The sequence below is a fragment of the Klebsiella sp. R390 genome (genome assembly GCF_051131745.1).
Taxonomy (GTDB): Bacteria; Pseudomonadota; Gammaproteobacteria; order Enterobacterales; family Enterobacteriaceae; genus Klebsiella.
The window spans coordinates 26479-43304 of sequence record NZ_CP180445.1 but is presented as its reverse complement, the minus strand read 5'-3'; the positions used below and the strand labels follow the sequence as shown (position 1 = coordinate 43304).

Annotated in this window: 15 protein-coding genes and 1 riboswitch; of the genes, 9 read left to right on the top strand and 6 right to left on the bottom strand. The window is 56.9% G+C overall.

From position 1 onward, the window contains the following. Window positions 1–10: 10 nt before the first annotated feature. From ACMYSP_RS00180 to ACMYSP_RS00170, 3 genes are all read left to right on the top strand, one after another. Entirely contained in the window at window positions 11–751 is a 741-nt protein-coding gene (locus tag ACMYSP_RS00180; protein ID WP_434584835.1) for a response regulator, read from the top strand. Next, window positions 748–2091, top strand: a complete 1344-nt coding sequence (locus ACMYSP_RS00175) for a HAMP domain-containing sensor histidine kinase (RefSeq protein WP_434584833.1) — start codon at window positions 748–750, stop codon at window positions 2089–2091. Before ACMYSP_RS00180 ends, ACMYSP_RS00175 begins: the two co-directional genes overlap by 4 nt. 102 nt (window positions 2092–2193) lie before the next feature. Further along, window positions 2194–3381, top strand: a complete 1188-nt coding sequence (locus ACMYSP_RS00170; protein ID WP_434586980.1) for a cytochrome c biogenesis protein/redoxin — start codon at window positions 2194–2196, stop codon at window positions 3379–3381. 127 nt (window positions 3382–3508) lie between these two features. Here ACMYSP_RS00170 and ACMYSP_RS00165 read toward each other — a convergent pair whose 3' ends face one another. From ACMYSP_RS00165 to ACMYSP_RS00140, 6 genes are all read right to left on the bottom strand, one after another. Continuing rightward, window positions 3509–4990 carry a pyridoxal phosphate-dependent decarboxylase family protein gene (locus ACMYSP_RS00165; protein WP_434584831.1) on the bottom strand — a complete coding sequence of 494 codons (1482 nt, stop codon included), beginning with the start codon at window positions 4988–4990 and terminating at the stop codon, window positions 3509–3511. A gap of 8 nt (window positions 4991–4998) precedes the next feature. Then, window positions 4999–6384, bottom strand: a complete 1386-nt coding sequence (locus ACMYSP_RS00160; RefSeq protein WP_434584829.1) for a diaminobutyrate--2-oxoglutarate transaminase — start codon at window positions 6382–6384, stop codon at window positions 4999–5001. A 306-nt stretch (window positions 6385–6690) separates the two neighbouring features. Continuing rightward, on the bottom strand, window positions 6691–7626 hold the full coding sequence (locus tag ACMYSP_RS00155) for an ABC transporter substrate-binding protein (protein WP_434584827.1): 936 nt from the start codon (window positions 7624–7626) through the stop codon (window positions 6691–6693). Between the two features lie 27 nt (window positions 7627–7653). Continuing rightward, window positions 7654–8394 (bottom strand): ABC transporter permease, encoded by a 741-nt coding sequence (locus ACMYSP_RS00150; RefSeq protein WP_434584825.1) that lies wholly within the window; start codon window positions 8392–8394, stop codon window positions 7654–7656. Further along, window positions 8391–9119 (bottom strand): ABC transporter ATP-binding protein, encoded by a 729-nt coding sequence (locus ACMYSP_RS00145; RefSeq protein WP_434584824.1) that lies wholly within the window; start codon window positions 9117–9119, stop codon window positions 8391–8393. The genes ACMYSP_RS00150 and ACMYSP_RS00145 overlap by 4 nt, the downstream gene beginning before the upstream one ends. After that, a complete protein-coding gene (locus tag ACMYSP_RS00140; RefSeq protein ID WP_434584822.1) occupies window positions 9116–9811 on the bottom strand; it encodes a TenA family protein in 696 nt (231 codons plus the stop codon). Before ACMYSP_RS00140 ends, ACMYSP_RS00145 begins: the two co-directional genes overlap by 4 nt. A gap of 65 nt (window positions 9812–9876) precedes the next feature. Then, window positions 9877–9978: riboswitch (TPP riboswitch) on the bottom strand. 296 nt (window positions 9979–10274) lie between these two features. On the opposite strand from ACMYSP_RS00140, the gene ACMYSP_RS00135 reads away from it, so the two are divergent. The 6 genes from ACMYSP_RS00135 (at window position 10275) to ACMYSP_RS00110 (ending at window position 16756) form a co-directional block, all read left to right on the top strand. Further along, window positions 10275–11402, top strand: a complete 1128-nt coding sequence (locus ACMYSP_RS00135; RefSeq protein WP_434584820.1) for a BamA/TamA family outer membrane protein — start codon at window positions 10275–10277, stop codon at window positions 11400–11402. A 16-nt stretch (window positions 11403–11418) separates the two neighbouring features. Continuing rightward, entirely contained in the window at window positions 11419–12378 is a 960-nt protein-coding gene (locus ACMYSP_RS00130) for a hypothetical protein (RefSeq protein WP_434584818.1), read from the top strand. 52 nt (window positions 12379–12430) lie between these two features. Further along, window positions 12431–13537 carry a DUF4056 domain-containing protein gene (locus ACMYSP_RS00125; protein WP_434587317.1) on the top strand — a complete coding sequence of 369 codons (1107 nt, stop codon included), beginning with the start codon at window positions 12431–12433 and terminating at the stop codon, window positions 13535–13537. A gap of 222 nt (window positions 13538–13759) precedes the next feature. Further along, complete coding sequence (locus ACMYSP_RS00120) at window positions 13760–15001, top strand: GGDEF domain-containing protein (protein WP_434584816.1); 1242 nt, start codon at window positions 13760–13762, stop codon at window positions 14999–15001. Window positions 15002–15020: 19 nt separating this feature from the next. Beyond that, a complete protein-coding gene (locus ACMYSP_RS00115) occupies window positions 15021–15653 on the top strand; it encodes a class I SAM-dependent DNA methyltransferase (protein WP_434584815.1) in 633 nt (210 codons plus the stop codon). Between the two features lie 149 nt (window positions 15654–15802). Next, window positions 15803–16756 carry a hypothetical protein gene (locus tag ACMYSP_RS00110; RefSeq protein ID WP_434584813.1) on the top strand — a complete coding sequence of 318 codons (954 nt, stop codon included), beginning with the start codon at window positions 15803–15805 and terminating at the stop codon, window positions 16754–16756. Window positions 16757–16826 lie beyond the last annotated feature (70 nt).

The window sequence follows — 16826 nt, the reverse complement described above, 5'->3', positions numbered from 1 at the left end:
GGAGCCGGCATTGGAACATATTGACCACATTTTAGTTGTCGATGACGACCGCGATATTCGCGAACTGCTCAGCGACTATTTGCAAAAGTCAGGCTATCGCGCCACCGGAGCCGCCAGCGGCAAGGCAATGTGGTCGGTGTTGCACAGCCAGCATGTCGATCTGATCGTGCTGGATATTATGCTGCCTGGCGACGACGGCCTGACCCTCTGCCGCCAGTTGCGCAACGACGGTCAGCACAATATTCCGGTGCTGATGCTGACCGCTCGGGCCGACGACAGCGATCGTATTCTGGGGCTGGAGATGGGCGCCGATGACTATCTGGTTAAACCCTTTGTCGCCCGTGAACTGCTGGCGCGCATTAAAGCCATCCTGCGGCGAACCCGCGCGCTGCCGCCCAATCTGCAAATTACCGAAGCGGGCAGGCTGATCGCCTTCGGCGACTGGCAGCTGGATACTTCGGCACGTCATTTGCTGGATCATGACGGCACTATTGTGGCCCTCAGCGGGGCGGAGTATCGCCTGCTGCGGGTTTTTCTCGACCATCCGCAGCGGGTGCTTAACCGCGATCAATTGCTGAATCTGACCCAGGGACGTGATGCAGAACTGTTTGAGCGCTCGATCGATTTGCTGGTCAGCCGCTTGCGGCAGCGGCTGCGCGAGGATGCCCGCGAACCGGCCTATATTAAAACCGTCCGCAGCGAAGGCTATGTGCTGTCGGTGCCGGTGGCCATCCGTGAGGCGCGGGAATGAAACTGTGGCCCGCCTCGCTGCGTGCCCGGCTGATGGTGATGATTTTTCTCGCCCTGATCCTGACCAATGCCCTGACGCTGTCGCTACTGCTGTATGAGCGGATGAGCAGCGCCCGCAGCGTGATGCTGGGCAACCTCGAATACGATGTTGCCACCAGCGTGGCGATCCTCGACCGACTTCCCGCCGCTGAGCGCCCGCACTGGCTGGCGCGGCTGGCACGGGGTAACTACCGGTATCAGCTCTCCGCCGGTTCGAGCGGAGAATACCCTACCAGTTGGCGTTCCCGCGATGCGGTGCGCTCGCTGCAGGAGGCGCTCAGCGGGCACTATCCGCTCAGTATTGTGGCCTTGCCAGGCCCGCGGGAGCATATTCAGGCGCACGTCATCCTCCACGACGGCGCCCCGTTGAGCATCGACCTGTGGCCGCGCTTACCGGCCATTGCCCGCTGGCTCCCGGCGGTACTGTTCGCTCAGTTTGCGCTGCTGCTGGCCTGCGCGTGGTATGCCGTGCGTCAGGTGGTCAGCCCGATGACCCGTTTTACCAAGGCGATTGATGCGCTTGAACCGGCGGACACGACTCCGGGAGTAATGGCGGAGCAGGGGCCGCTGGAGGTGCAACACGCCGCCCGGGCGTTTAATGCGATGCAGACGCGGATCCACGACCATCTTCAGGAGCGGGCGCGGATCCTCGCGGCCATCTCTCACGACCTGCAGACTCCGATTACCCGCATGAAGCTGCGGGTCGAGATGGCCGACGCGCCGGAGCTGCGCGATAAGCTGCTACAGGATCTCGATAATATGAGCCGCCTGGTCAGGGAAGGTATCGCCTTTGCCCGTTCGGCGCAGCCGCTGGAGGAGAAGCGCCAGAACCTGAGCCTGAATGCGTTTCTTGACAGCATTGCGTTGGACTATGCCGACGTCGGCAGACCGGTGACCTTTACGCCCGCCGCCGGCGATGCCCCGGTGCAGGTTGCGCCGCAGGCGCTGCGGCGGATCATGACTAACCTAATCGATAATGGATTAAAGTTCGGCGAATCTGTCGCTATCACCCTGAACTATGGCGACAACGGCGACGCCATTATTGCGGTGTGTGATAACGGTCCGGGGATCCCGGAGGTATATCTCGATGCGGTCCTGCAGCCGTTTTATCGTCTGGAAAACTCGCGCAACCGCGATACCGGCGGTACCGGGTTAGGGCTGGCGATTGCCGCGCATCTGGCGAACCAGATGCAGGGAACCCTCAAACTGCGCAACCGTGAGCAGGGCGGACTCGCGGTCAGCCTGCGCCTCGACGCCGCCGCTTTGTATCCTTCTGTATCTCCCGTAGAAAGCGATACCTGAGCTGACAAAACTCCACCATTTCAGACACATTGCCACGACATCCGCCTGCTGTAATGGGCCCGTAGCCACTTCCGGCCACGCGTTGATGATGAGGTGAAGATGATGTCTGTGCTAATCGCTTTTTTCGGCGGCATGCTGACGCTGCTGAGTCCCTGTACCTTACCGGTTATTCCGCTTATTTTTGCCAGCCTGCGCGGTAAACGCTGGCATCTCCTGCTGACCCTCGGCGGTATGGTGCTGATGTTTACCGGCGTGTCGCTGCTGGTGACCGTTACCAGCAGCTGGGTGGTGACCCTGACCGTAGTGGGTCGTTGGCTGGCGTTGCTGTTTCTGGCGCTGGTCGGCCTGAGTTTGCTGTCGACCGGCATCGCCCAGCGCCTGAGCGCGCCGCTAGTGGCGTTGGGTAATCGGATTAACGATCGCAGCTACCGCCAGACGGGGGGCGCCTCGGCCCTGCTGGCAGGGCTGGCCATCGGTCTGCTGTGGGCGCCCTGCGCCGGTCCGGTGCTGGGGGCGATCCTCAGCGTGGGTTTTCTCAGCGGTAGTTCGGTCACCACCGGGGTCCTGCTGGCGGCTTACGGCAGCGGCTGTGCGCTGATGCTGGCGTTACTGGGATGGTTTGGTTCGCAACTGGTGGCGCGTCTGCAGCGCGGACTGGCGTTCAGCCAGCGGCTGCGCCAGGTGGCGGGAGTGGCGATCCTCGGTTCGGTGACGTTGATTGCCAGCGGGGCAGATCGCTATCTGCAAGGGGCCAGCGGTCTGACTCAGGCGCTGGAGCAGCGGCTGAGTACCGGTCTGCCGACGGTCCAGCCGGCGGCGGTATTGCAACCCGTCACGCCGCCGCCTTCCAGCGCGTTACCGTCGCTGGCCGGAGGAAGCGGGTGGATCAACAGTCCGCCGCTGCGCCCGGAAGACCTCAAAGGGAAGGTGGTGCTGATCGACTTCTGGACCCGGGACTGTATTAACTGTCAGCACACGCTGCCGCACGTGGGCGAGTGGGCCAACAAATATCGCGCCGAGGGCCTGGTGGTGGTCGGAGTGCATACGCCGGAATACCCATGGGAACGTTCGCTGCCGGCGCTGCGCCAGGCGGTCGCGCAATGGCAGATTACCTATCCGGTGGTGGCGGACAACGGCTATGCCATCTGGAATGCCTTCGGCAATCAGTACTGGCCGGCCCACTATCTGTTTGATGCCCATGGTCAACTGCGCTACACCGCGTTTGGCGAGGGGGATTACGCCCGCCAGGAGCAGGTTATCCAGCAGTTGTTGCAGGAGGCCAGAAGCTGAAAAGATGTGACGGCGTCACGTTTTGTATCAGGCATAAATCAGACATAAAAAAGCCGATAACCACCGTTATCGGCTTTTTGTACGCTGCTGCGACAACAGGCCCGAATGCCAGGCATTCGGTGATGCCTTATTTCGCCAGCAGCTCCTGTGCGGTGCGCTCAACCAGATCCAGCAGAACCTTCACGTCATCCAGAGTGACAATCGGGTTCAGCAGCGTCAGCTTCAGACAGGTCACGCCGTTGTGCTCGGTCACGCCGACGTTGGCCCGGCCGGAATCAAGCAGCGCGTCGCCGACACGTTGGTTCAGCAGGGCAATGGCGGCGGCATCGCTGCCGGCCATCTGCTGCGGACGTGAACGGAACAGCACGCTTGCCAGCTGCGGTTCCATCACCAGCTCCAGCGTAGGCTGTGCCGTGACGTACTCCGCAACGCGCTTCGCCATGGTGACACCATGATCGATGATTTCCGCGTACTGTTTCTGACCCAGCGCTTCCAGGCCCATCCACAGCTTCAGGGCATCGAAGCGGCGGGTGGTCTGCAGCGATTTGGAGACCAGATTCGGCACGCCGTGCTCTTCGTCGAACTCGGAGTTCAGATAGGCCGCCTGGTAGCGCATCAGCTCGTAGTGACGCGGATCTTTTAACAGGAACGCGCCGCAGCTAATGGTCTGGAAGAACTGCTTGTGGAAGTCCAGGGTAATGGAATCCACGCACTCAATACCGTCCAGGTAATCGCGATACTGCTCGGACAGCAGCAGCGCGCCGCCCCATGCCGCATCGACGTGCAGCCAGATCTGGTGCTCTGCCGCAATGCCGGCAATGGTGCGCAGCGGGTCGATAGCACCGGCGTCGGTGGTACCGGCCGTTGCCACGATAGCCATGATCTGCTCACCGTTGGCCTGCGCCTCGGCAATTTTCGCTTTCAGGTCTTCGACGTCCATGCGTGCAAAGCGGTCAGTTTTGACCAGCGTGACGGAACGGTAGCCGAGGCCCATCAGCGCCATGTTCTTCTGCACCGAGAAGTGGGCGTTTTCAGAACACAGCACTTTGTACTGACGAATATCGCCCGGCAGACCATCCTGCTGGATCGAGTGGCCCTGACGTGCAAAGAACGCATCGCGCGCCAGCATCAGGCCCATCAGGTTGCTCTGGGTGCCGCCGCTGGTGAAGACACCGGCATCGCCTGGCTGGTAACCCACCCGGGCACGCAGCCATTCGATCAGCTTCATCTCGATGATGGTGGCCGACGGGCTTTGATCCCAGGAGTCCATGCTCTGGTTGGTGGCGTTGATCAGCACTTCCGCCGCCTGGCTCACCACCAGGCTTGGGCAATGCAGGTGCGCCACGCACTGCGGGTGGTGTACCGACAGGCTGTCTTTCAGGAAGTACTCGATCGCACGTTCAATCGCCGCCTGGTTACCCAGACCCTGCTCGGTGAACTCAAGGGTAATGCGTTCGCGCAGTTCGGCAACGCTTTTCCCTTGGTACATCTCAGGCTGCTGCAGCCATTGCGCCACGGCCTGGCTGGTCTGGGCGATCACCTGCTGGTAGGCCTCAATACTTTGCGGCGAACCGGCAAGGATCGGATTCAATTTGGACATTGCGGTCACTCGCTCCATCAGACCGGTTTTACACCGGCGGCCAGCATGGCCTGTTCAAATTTGTCGAGGAAAATCCCGAGTTCAGCGTCGCTGATCAGCAGGGACGGCAGCAGGCGCAGTACGCAGCCACCGCGACCACCACGTTCAAGGATCAGGCCCGCTTCGAAGCATTTCTTCTGCAGCAGGGCAGACAGCGCGCCGTCAGCCGGGTAGCAACCCATGTGATCCTGTGCTTCGTTCGGGTTAACGATCTCGATACCGATCATCAGGCCCAGACCGCGAATGTGGCCCATCACCGGGTAGCGTTTCTGCAACTCGGCCAGTTTGCCTTTCAGCCACTCGCCCTGTGCCGCAACTTTGCCAGCAATGTTGTTATCTTTCAGGTGACGCAGGGTGGTCAGGCCGGTAGCCATCGCCAGCTGGTTGCCGCGGAAGGTACCGGTGTGATGACCGGGTTCCCAGGCATCAAACTGTTTCTTGATACCGAGAACGGCCAGCGGCAGACCACCGCCGACGGCTTTTGACATCACGATGATATCCGGCTCGATGCCGGCGTGTTCGAAGGCAAACAGTTTACCGGTACGGGCAAAGCCAGCCTGAACTTCGTCGATGATCAGCAGAATGCCGTGTTCCTGAGTCACTTTACGGATGCGCTGCAGCCACTCGACCGGAGCCGGGTTCACGCCGCCTTCACCCTGAACGGCTTCAAGAATTACGGCCGCCGGTTTACGCACGCCGCTTTCCACGTCGTTGATCAGGTTTTCGAAGTAGTAGGTCAGTGCTTTCACACCGGCCTCACCGCCGATACCCAGCGGGCAGCGGTACTGGTGCGGATACGGCATAAACTGCACTTCCGGCATCATACCGTTGACGGCTTCTTTCGGTGACAGGTTGCCGGTCACCGACAGTGCACCGTGGGTCATCCCGTGATAGCCGCCGGAGAAGCTGATAACGGAAGAACGACCGGTGTATTTTTTCGCCAGCTTCAGGGCCGCTTCCACGGCGTCAGCGCCGGACGGACCGGTGAACTGCAGGCAGTATTCTTTCCCTTCGCCAGGCAGCAAAGAGAGCAGGTATTCGGAGAAGCGATCTTTTAACGGGGTGGTCAGATCGAGAGTATGTAACGGCAAGCCGCTGGTAATGACACTTTGGATGCTTTGCAGCACATCAGGGTGGTTATGGCCAAGGGCCAGGGTCCCAGCACCGGCAAGACAATCCAGGTACTGTTTGTTATCCGCATCGGTTAACCACACACCTTCCGCTTTCGCAATCGCCAGCGGCAGCTTACGTGGGTAACTCCTGACGTTCGATTCGAATTCAGCCTGACGGGCCAAAAAGGTTTCGTTGTTAGCGTCCAATAAATCTGCACTTAAAGTATCAATACGGACTTTATCCGTCATCATATCACTCCCACAACCAGCGCTACGGTTGAGCTCTGGTTGAATAATTGGTTTAAGAAAATGAATCGCCATTCATAAAGCGCGCACAATATATGGCTTTTTAAATCTGCATTCAACGTTTTATTTATTGAGGTATTTTTACGTTATTTTTACATTGCTGAAATCAATGATAACCATATGATTTATATTGCTTATTTTTAAAGCATTAAACGCAAGAAAAGTGTAATTTCTGGTAAACAAATCAGCGGGTGGTAATTACCGCTTCGCTGGTTTTGCTGACGGAAAAAGTTCCGTCAGCGGTAGGGTTACTCACTGCAGTTCAACCGCATAATTGCTCAGTGGTGTGATTTTTTTGAGCAACTTGTTGTTATATAAAAACTGTTCGTAGGCATCATAGCGGGACTTATCCAGCGCTGCCGGATGGTCAGCAAACAACGGCACTGTTTGCATCCAGGCTTGCTTGTTCAGTTCGGTGTTCAGCTCCGGATGGGCGGCGGCAAAGGTCTGCCAGGTCTCCTGCGGATGGGCGCGCAGATAGCTCACACCCTGTTGCAGCGCCACGAGGAACTTTTTGATCTTCGCCGCATGCACCTGGTCGCGATTGGCGACAATAACCAGCTCGTCATAGGCCGGGACGCCGAAATCCTCGACGTTCATCACCTGCGGTGATTTGCCCTGCAGCTTCAGCTCCAGCGCTTCTATATTACGGTAGCCGCCAATCACCGCATCAACCTGGCCCGCCAGCAGGGCGCTGGTCAGCTGAAAGTTAACGTTGATCAGAGTGATTCTTTTCGGATCGATGTGGGCGTTTTGCGCCATTGTTGCCAACGTCGCCTGTTCGATGCCGCTCACCGAGTACCCGACCTTTTTACCCTGCAAATCGGCAGGGGTTTTGATGTTTTTATCGAGGGCGATCACCGTATTTAACGGCGAGTCGATCAGCGTCCCGACCCGGACCAGCGGCAGCCCTTCATCGGCGAAGAAGTGCACCTGCGGCTGGTAGGTTATCGCCAGGTCAGCCTGTCCTGCGGCCACCAGACGCGGCGGCAGCGCCGGATCAGATGGCGGAACGATCTTAACATCCAGCCCCTGGGCTTTAAACGCACCAATCTGTTCTGCCACCATAATCGGCGCGTGGTCCGGGTTGATGTACCAGTCCAACACCAGCGTCAGTTTTTCGTTAGCGACGGCCTGCCCGCTCAGCAGGGCGCTGAAGGTCAATCCGGTGAACATCGATTTATTCATGACTATTCCTTGTTTCTGTGTCGGTCATCATTCCGGCGACCAGTTAATCAGCCGGTGTAAAAAGGCATCTACCGCCAGCCACAACAGGACCGTCAGCAGCACTAAAATAAACAGGGCGGCAAAACAGACGTCGGTCTGCATGCGCGCATTGGCATTGAGCATCACGTAGCCCAGGCCTTCCGCCGAACCGACCCATTCACCGATGATCGCGCCAATTGGCGCAACGGCGGCCGCCATTCGCAGACCAGAACCAAGTGCCGGTAGCGCGGCCATCAGCCGTACGTGACGCAGTTGCGCACCGAAAGAGGCCCCCATGGTGCGGGCCAGATCGAGATAGTCGTGATTGATCCGCCGCAGGCCGTCAAAGAAGGCCGAGGTCACGGGGAAGAAGATCACCAATACCGCCATCATCACTTTGGCGCTCATCCCGAAGCCGAACCACAGCACCAGCAGCGGGGCGAGAGCAAAGACCGGAATCGCCTGACTGGTCAGCACCAGCGGCATCAGCCAGCGTTGCAACCGTGGAGAGATAATCATGCACAGGGCCAGCACCACCCCGAGCAGCACGCCAAGTACCAGACCGCTGAGGATCTCGCTGAGCGTGACCAGGGTGTGCCAGCCCAGCCAGCTGCGGTTAACCCACAAAGCTTCGACCACCGCTGTGGGTGACGGCAGTAGGAACGCCGGGATGCCGCTGCGGCTTGCCAGCCACCACAGCAGCAACAGACCGCAGAACACCACGCCGCCGCGAAACAGTTTGCCGCTCATCCGTTGGCCCTCATCAGCTGTTGCAGCAGTTCGGCCTGGCTGGTCAGCAGCACAGGATCGTCCGGTGCGCGGGGGGGAACTCCCGCCATATGGTGTGAATCGTCCATGCCGCCTGCCGCGGGCGAGAGCACCAGCAGCCGATGGCTCAGGCGGCAGGCTTCCATGGGATCGTGCGTAATCAGCACCACGGTACGGTCAACCAGTAATTCCGCCGCCAGCGTCTGGATGCGCGTACGGGTGATGGTATCCAGTGCGGAAAAGGGTTCATCCATCAGCACCAGCGGGCGGTCTTCGTATAAGGTGCGTGCCAGCGCCGCCCGCTGACGCATGCCGCCGGAGAGCGCGGCGGGGCGATCGTCGGCGCAGTGGCTGAGCCCAACCTGTTCTAACAGACGGTTCACGCGAGACGTGTCGATACGCTCTCCGCGTAGCTTCGCCCCCAGCGCGACGTTTTCACGTACGCTCAGCCAGGGATACAGCAGATCTTTTTGCCCCATCCACGCCAGACGGTGGCCGAGCGGCTCGCCATCGCTGGCGTAAACCCGCCCGTGGCTCGGCGAGGCCAGCCCGGCGATAATCCGTAGCAGGCTGGTTTTCCCCACGCCGCTGGCCCCCAACAATGAGGTCCACTGCCCGCCGGGAAGATCGAACGACAGATCGGCGAAAATCATCCGTGCGCCAAACTGCAGGCTCAGATCCCGGACATGAAGAGTGGGGGCAGTCACGCCTGAGCCTCCGTGGCGGCATTCAGCCCCATTTGCCAGAAGTTTGCCTCCAGTCGCGTCGCGGTAGTGAAAATTTCACTCAAATCCGCGATACGTGATTCAGCACCGCGCTGTTGCCACAGGGTTTCCAGCAGACCAATGGCGGCAGTGACGCCGTCGAGATAGCCGACGTCGCCGTAGTTACGGATCCACGACGCATATGGGTTATCGGTAAAGCGGGTATCCGGGTCGTGCAGTAGCCCGAGACCAATCTCCGCGTAGCCGGCAACGCAGGGCATCAGCGCCACAAGAAGGTCCAGCGCATCGCCGGAATGGCCGATATCCAGTACGTAGCGGGTGTAGTTCACCGTTTCAGGGGCTTCGCGTTCGGCAGCCATCTGCGCTTCGTCCAGCCCCCAGCCCGCGCAATAACCGACATGCAGCGGCAGTTCGCCCAAAATAGCGTTCAGTGAGGCGGCCGCGGCGCGCATCTCCCGCAGCGTGCGCAGTTTGCTGACCAGCAGGGCATAGCTGCGGGCAAAGTGGATCAGGAACAGATAGTCCTGGGTCAGATAGCGGCGGAAGGCCGGTTCGGGCAGGGAGCCGTCAGCAAGCTGGCGAACAAAAGGGTGGGCGACGTAGTCTGTCCAGTCGTCTCCCGCCTGCTGGCGCAGACGACCATAAATACCCTGGGTGAAGAGGGGAAGAATCACAGGACCTCCTGAGTAAGGGGAGATCCGGGCGTGCGGAAGTATGAACAGGCAATGGCGGTAACGTGGCAAAATTGCCGACCCGTCCCTTCGCTGGCATGACCCAGATCAGGTTCAAAGGGTTCGGCTTACGCCATCTCAGCCCTCACGGGACACCCCTCGGTTGCGCCATGTTATACGGCATTCACTTTTTGATTACAATCCCCTGGTTCATCGCTGAAAAGTCGCAGGGTAAGTGACAACGTCACACAATATAACAACCGCAATCCGCCTCGCTCGTTGCATATCCTCGTTAACTTTTGTTAGCAATTTGTGTGCTAAATCTCCTTATTTTGTCCAAAATTAAAGAAAACCTGTAACCGAAAATTGGTAGTTCAGGGCGCCATAGGATATATTTTTGCTATCTGAAACCCATTATTCTTCAGTTACCTGGGCGTTCAGAACCCATCTTAGCCCCGGAGAGTGCATGAAGTTTCCGCTTTCAACCTTACTGCTAGCGCTTATCGGGCCGCTTTCTATTCCTGCTATGGCGGGCAGTCTGTTTGATCCTGAAGATGGCATGCTCGATATGAGCCATTATCTGCAGGACAACCAGTACGGATTCCTTCCCGTGCCGATGGTCATCACCGAGCCGGCGGTTGGTTACGGCGGCGGTCTGTTTGGCCTTTTTTTGCACGGTAAAGGCACTCGCAAAGGGGATAATTTTATCCCACCACCGATGACCGCTTTTGGCGGCGGCGCGACCCAGAACGGTACCTGGTTTGTCGGCGGCGGGCATCGCCATACCTGGAATGACGACCACATTCGTTATCTGGTGATGATGGGCTACGCCAATATTAAACTCGACATCTACGGCGACGGCTTAAGCCATTTTGACCAAAACCGGGCGATTCACTCACAAACCAAAGGCTATGGTGGGTTACAGAAACTGTTGTTCCGCGTCGGCGATTCGCCGGTGTTTGTTGGTGCGTCTCAGGTCTACGCGAAAACCGATATTTCAGCCGAAAACCCGGTCGTCAACCGGGTCTGGCAGCAGGTGTTCGGCCAGGAGAGCACCTCTTCAGCCTTAGGGGTCGTGGCTGAATATGACACTACGGATAATTTTTTCTATCCTAAGAAAGGGTTATCGGTGCAAGGAGAGTACCGGTTCTACCGTTCATTGTTAGGCGGCGATTATCACTACAACCAGTTCTCTTTGGACGGGAAATACTTTTTCCCGCTGAGCCGCACGCTGACGCTCGCCGTTGCCGGTAACTACCAGTCGTTGACGCATCACGATAATCGCCTGACGCCAATGGCGCGTCCTTATATCGAATTACGCGGCATCTCTCGTTATCGCTATCAAGGGGATTACGTGACAACCGCACAAACCCAGCTTGCCTGGGAGTTTACGCCGCGCTGGATCCTGCAAGGATTTGTTGGCGTCGGCAGCGCCGCAGATGAGGCGCATGCATTGTGGGACCAGACAGAAGTGGCGTGGGGGACAGGTTTTCGTTACCTGATAGCGCGCCAGTATGGATTACATACGGGGATCGATATCGCCTTTAGCGAACATGAGCAGGCGGTCTATTTTAATGTAGGTTCCGGACTTTAAGGTCAGATGAAAGAAAATGCGATGGACTAAAACCGTAATTACGTTGTTGTTAACGTCGGGTACCGCCTGGGGAGCCAGCACTGCCGACAGTTCCGGCAGCAGTAACGACAGCTATTTCCCGATCTGGGGCGATGAAGCAAGAGCGCGTGGATATTCCATTCCGCTGCCGTTTGGGGTCAACTTAAGCTACATGAACATTCGCCAGGATATCCTGGTCGACAGCATCTCTTTTTCCGGTCTGGCGCTTGGCAATCACGCCATACCCAGCGATATGTTCGCCATTGACGCCGGCCATACGCGGCAGAAAAGCAAAACCGAAAACCTGCGCCTGGATATGTGGGTGTTTCCGTTCCTCAATGTCTACGGCATCGTCGGCCACACCCGAGGCTCCTCGTTGTCAAAAGTTTCCGTTGACGCCGACCCGTCAAAATACAGCGGTCTGGACCGGGTGATTGCTGGTTCGGTGCATCGTTTGTATGAAAGCGGCCAGTTGCAAAATATCGACTTCGCACTGGATTTTAAAGGGACGACCTGGGGCACCGGCTTTACCCTCGCCGGGGGCTATGGCAACTGGTTTGGGCTGGTCGATACCAACTATACCCGCACCGATTTTGATATTCTCGATGGGAAAATCTCCGCCACTACCGTGTCACCGCGCGTAGGCTATCGCTTTAATCTGCAGGGGATTGCCGGACCGTCGAATTTAAGTATCTGGGTGGGCAGCATGTACCAGAACGTGCAGCAGGAGTTCAAAGGCAACCTCTCTGATTTGCATATGCCGCCGGAGCTTCAGCCGTTAATTGCCGCCGTCAATAAAGACGATCAGGGTAAGTTCGATGTGAAGCAGCGCCTCTCTTCGCCATGGAATATGCTGATCGGGGCACAGTATGAAATTACGCAGAATTTTAACGTGCTAACAGAGATTGGCTTTAACGAACGTAATAGTTTCTTTGTCGCCGGAGAGTACCGTTTTTAACATCACAGGCGCTGTTTGTGATGCATAATTTTCTGTCCTGGAGACAATGTTAATGCGTAATGGCTTGTTTGTATTATTGGCGGCCGCCTTTTCGGTCTGTGCCCAGGACCCGGTATTGCCGATCGTTCCCGTTACCCATGTGACTCCGGTAGTCAGCCACCTGACGGCGCCGGAGTCGTTGCGTCCGTGCTGCGCTTTTGGTTATGACCTGCATGTCAGGGCTATCGGCGTACCGATTCCGGTCTATCAGATTGGCAACGTCTTAACCCTCGATACACTGGGGCGGCATCATTACAACGACAGCGCGTTAGGGGCGGTCAAAAATCTGGTGGGGCTGAGCGAAGAGAAAAATGGCTTGATCTATACCCGGCGCGGCGGGTTTATTGATATTGCCCATGTTCGCGATACGGCGGACAACACCTTTTATCTGTTTAGCCGTATTTACCCTAAGCTGGGGCAAACCGGACGGGTGTTCTACAGCGAAGAGCTGGGGGTACGGCGAATTCAACTGAATGCCTTCACACCACCGGCGTCGATGCATCAACGCTATGAAATTGCCGCCTGGCTGGCAGGCCATCTGGCCTATGAGCTGGCGCAGTGGCACGAGATTGCCCAATGGTATGGCTTCCAGTCGGTGCCGGGCTTTTCTGAAGAGATCTCGGCATTTTCGCCGGAAGATCTCTATTCGAATCTGCTGGGCGCCAGGCTTGCGATTAACGTGATTCTGCAAGGCCATGTCGACTCCGTCGATGAATACAATCAGGCCATGGAAACCGCACTGAAGCAGGTGCTGGTGAAATTAACGGTGGCACCACGTAACGAAACCGAAGCAATGTTCCGCAAGCTCGATGGTGACTGGTGGAACAGTAAGCGGCGGGTGCCGGATAAATTCCTGGTACTCAAACGTAACTATGCGCTGAGCGACACGCGGTTACCGACCCCGGTGCCGTTCGAAAACGCCATTCCTTACCAGCTGACGATGCCGCTATCGGTGGATGGCTTTGCGCTCGCTCAGCTTGGGCAGCTGCAAATTCATCCGGGACATGATATGCGCTCGTTGCCGATGCCCGATAGCTTCTATACCCCGGAGCAGTTCCAGGGGCTGGCTGACCGCGCGCAGCGGGCGGATCAAACCCAACTAGAACGTATTGAAAAGTAATAGTAATAAAATGTGCTATACCGGGTATTTGCCCGGTTTACGCCACTGCATCGCTAAGTTTGTTGTTGTGCCTTGTATTAATGCATAAAAAGCGAACTATACTTCCCCCGTCTTCATCATGTATCGACATTCCCTGAATCCTCTTTTTCCTTTATTCCCATGGAGGGGTAATGGCGACAGGTTTTTATTTTGATACGTGGTGCCTGTCTGATGGAGGGCTACATGTTATTAAAAGAACTAACGATTTTTGATTTATTAAGTACTCCGGTATGGGTAGTTCATCCTTTTAAAGAAACCATCGTCTATGCCAACCCTGCCTCCAGGACGCTCAGCGGGGAGATGTCGCTGGATGAGATGCGCAAAGGCAGCGTCTCGAGCTGCCCGGAGCTCAGCCTGCAAAACTACCTTTACTATTTCAAAAATATTGTTGAAGTCTTCGAAGTCTGGACAATAAAAACGACCGAAGGTCCGATCTCGGTCTATTGCAAAACCACGTTAATTAAATCAGAAGAATATGACACCTTAATTATGTTTGAAGCCGTGAAGATCCTGCAAAAAAATGAATCATTAAGTGTTGCGGCCTCTCAACATTACAAGCGACGCAGTAATCGCTTTTTTGCCCGTTTTTTTATGACCAGCTCAGCGCCCATGTTGTTAATCGATCCGGCACAGGATGGCCGAATTATTGATGCGAATATTGCCGCCCTGCGTTTTTATAATTATACCGCCGAGGAGATGCGCACCCGCCACACCTGGCAGATTAATTCCATGGGCCGGGATGTGCTGCCGGTGATGCATAGCGTGGCGAACCTGCCTGGCGGGCATAAACCGCTCAATTTCACCCATATTCTTTCCGATGGCTCGCTGCGCTACGTTCAGACCTACGCCGGGCCGGTGGTGCTGCACAACACCCGCCTGATGTTGTGCATTATTCATGACATTACCGAAGAGGTGCACCTGAAGAAGGAGCTGGAATTTGCGGCGACCCACGACCCGCTAACCGGTCTGCTTAACCGCCGTGAGTTTTATCGCATCGTGGATTCATCATTATTTAAACCTGAAGGTTTTTGCCTGCTGCTGGTTGATGTCGATAATTTCAAAGCTATTAATGATAACCACGGTCATCAGAAAGGTGATGAAGTCTTGCTGGCGATTTCGCGCATTCTTGAGGCCGCCGGCAAGCCGCAGGACAAAATTTACCGCTGGGGCGGCGAGGAGTTTTTGCTGTTTCTCCCGGCCACCGCCATCGACCGGGCGCTGGAGATGGCCGAAGCGATTCGTCTGGCGGTGAGCCATTTCCTTATTCCCGAACAAGGGGCAGGCGTGACGGTCAGCATTGGTGTCGCCGAACATCAACATAATGAGCAGATCGATCAGTTGTTTAACCGTGTCGATAAGGCGTTGTATGCTGCCAAGAAAGAGGGGCGCAATAAAGTGAAGCTCTATCTGGTGGAAAAATACTGAACCTGAAGGGAAGCGTACTATGTCATCCAATGAGAACGGCACTGCAGACCATCCGTGCGCCGGGGATATTATCGATCTGTATGAGCGTTATGCAGATCGTTGGGCCGCGTTGCGCCCGACCAGCTTGTTTGAACAGTCCTGGCTGGACGCATTTCTGGCGCAGGTCAGACCCGGCGGTGACATTCTGGATATCGGCTGCGGCAACGGCACGCCGATAGCGAGGTATCTGCTAGCGCAGGGGTTTTCCGTCAGCGGGGTGGACAGCTCTCCCGCGATGATTGCCCGCTGTCGTCGTGACTATCCAGACCAGCAATGGCAGGTCGCGGATATGCGCAAACTGGCACTGGGCAGACGGTTTGATGGCCTGCTGGCGTGGGACAGTTTTTTTCATCAAACCCGGGATGCACAGCGCGCGCTGTTTCAGCGTTTTGCAGCACACGCCAGCCCCCGTGCGCCGCTGATGTTTACCAGCGGTACCAGTAACGGTGAGGCGATTGGCCAGTTTGAAGGGGATGCGCTGTATCATGCCAGCCTGGCGCCGCAAGAGTATCGCCAGCTGCTGGATGCCCACGGTTTTGAGGTTATCCAGCATGTGGTTGAAGACCCGCACTGCGGCGGGCGCACGATCTGGCTGGCTGTGAAACGTTCCTGACCGGCTGCCTGCCTCGTGCGTGCCTTGTGAGGAGGAATGCGAAACTGCCGCTATACTCATTCATAATGGCAACTGTCTGTTTTGTTTGTATGATCAGACGTGATTGAACGCCCAATATTCTGCAACCTGGCTGAGGTTTCAACGACAAAATGAGGGGCTCTTTGCGCCGTACTTCCGCTCTGCTAAGCGCCTTATTGCTGGTGTGTCCGGCCAGTTTTGCCCTTGACGGCAGCCATTTAAAACAACGCTCAAATGCCGTGCTGATGCTGATGAGCTACACCGTCGTGCCGGACGTCACCGCCAGCGACCTGAATATTGGTTCCGGCACAAACGAGAAAAACCAACTATCGATTACCCAGTTTGGCGGCGGGGCCACCTTAAGCCAGCAGTTTCCTGTCTATCTGGAAGGGACCCTGGGTTACAGCCGTTATGACCCGCAATTTGTGGTGAGCGATGGCGATCAAAGCCGTAAAGTGCCGACCAAATGGAACAGTCTGACCGGCACCGGCGGTATTGGCTGGGATTTTAAGCTGTATACCGATAAGTCGGGCGGTACATTGGTGCTGCGACCCATTTTCAATTTTATGCTCGGGACGATGGCCAGCGATGTGCGGATCGGCAGCTGGGTGGTAGAACACCGTCGGGATGCGGATTTTAAGTTTCTGGACGGGGGCCGACTGAATGCCTATGGGCTTGGTGGTTCGCTGATGCTCGACTACGAGCTGTTCTCTGAGGCTCAGGATATCGATGTGGAGCTACGTTATTCCGGTATGAGCCTACAAACGTTCGGCAGTACGCCGGAAGCCGTCAGCGGGCAGTCCAGTGCAGAAAACCTTGGGCTGTACCTGCGCCGGCGGGCGCCCATCTCCGACTGGACGCTGCTGAGCAGCCCGGTGCGCTACGTGCTGGAAGGGGCCCACACCGAGTATCTCGGCGATCAACGCGGAACTCTGGGGTTTAACGGTCTCAGCTCCCTTGGCATCGGGCTGGAGCTGGACAGCAGCAAATATCCCGTTTTCATCAGCCGTACCCGTCTGGTGGCGCGCTATATGTTCGGGGATAACACCCGGGGCTATGGCGTCGGCCTGGCGATGAGTTTTTAGTTCCTGCCGACCGATCACCGCATTCTCTTGTTTATCCCCTTGTGGGGGTATCATCGCCATTATCCCCACA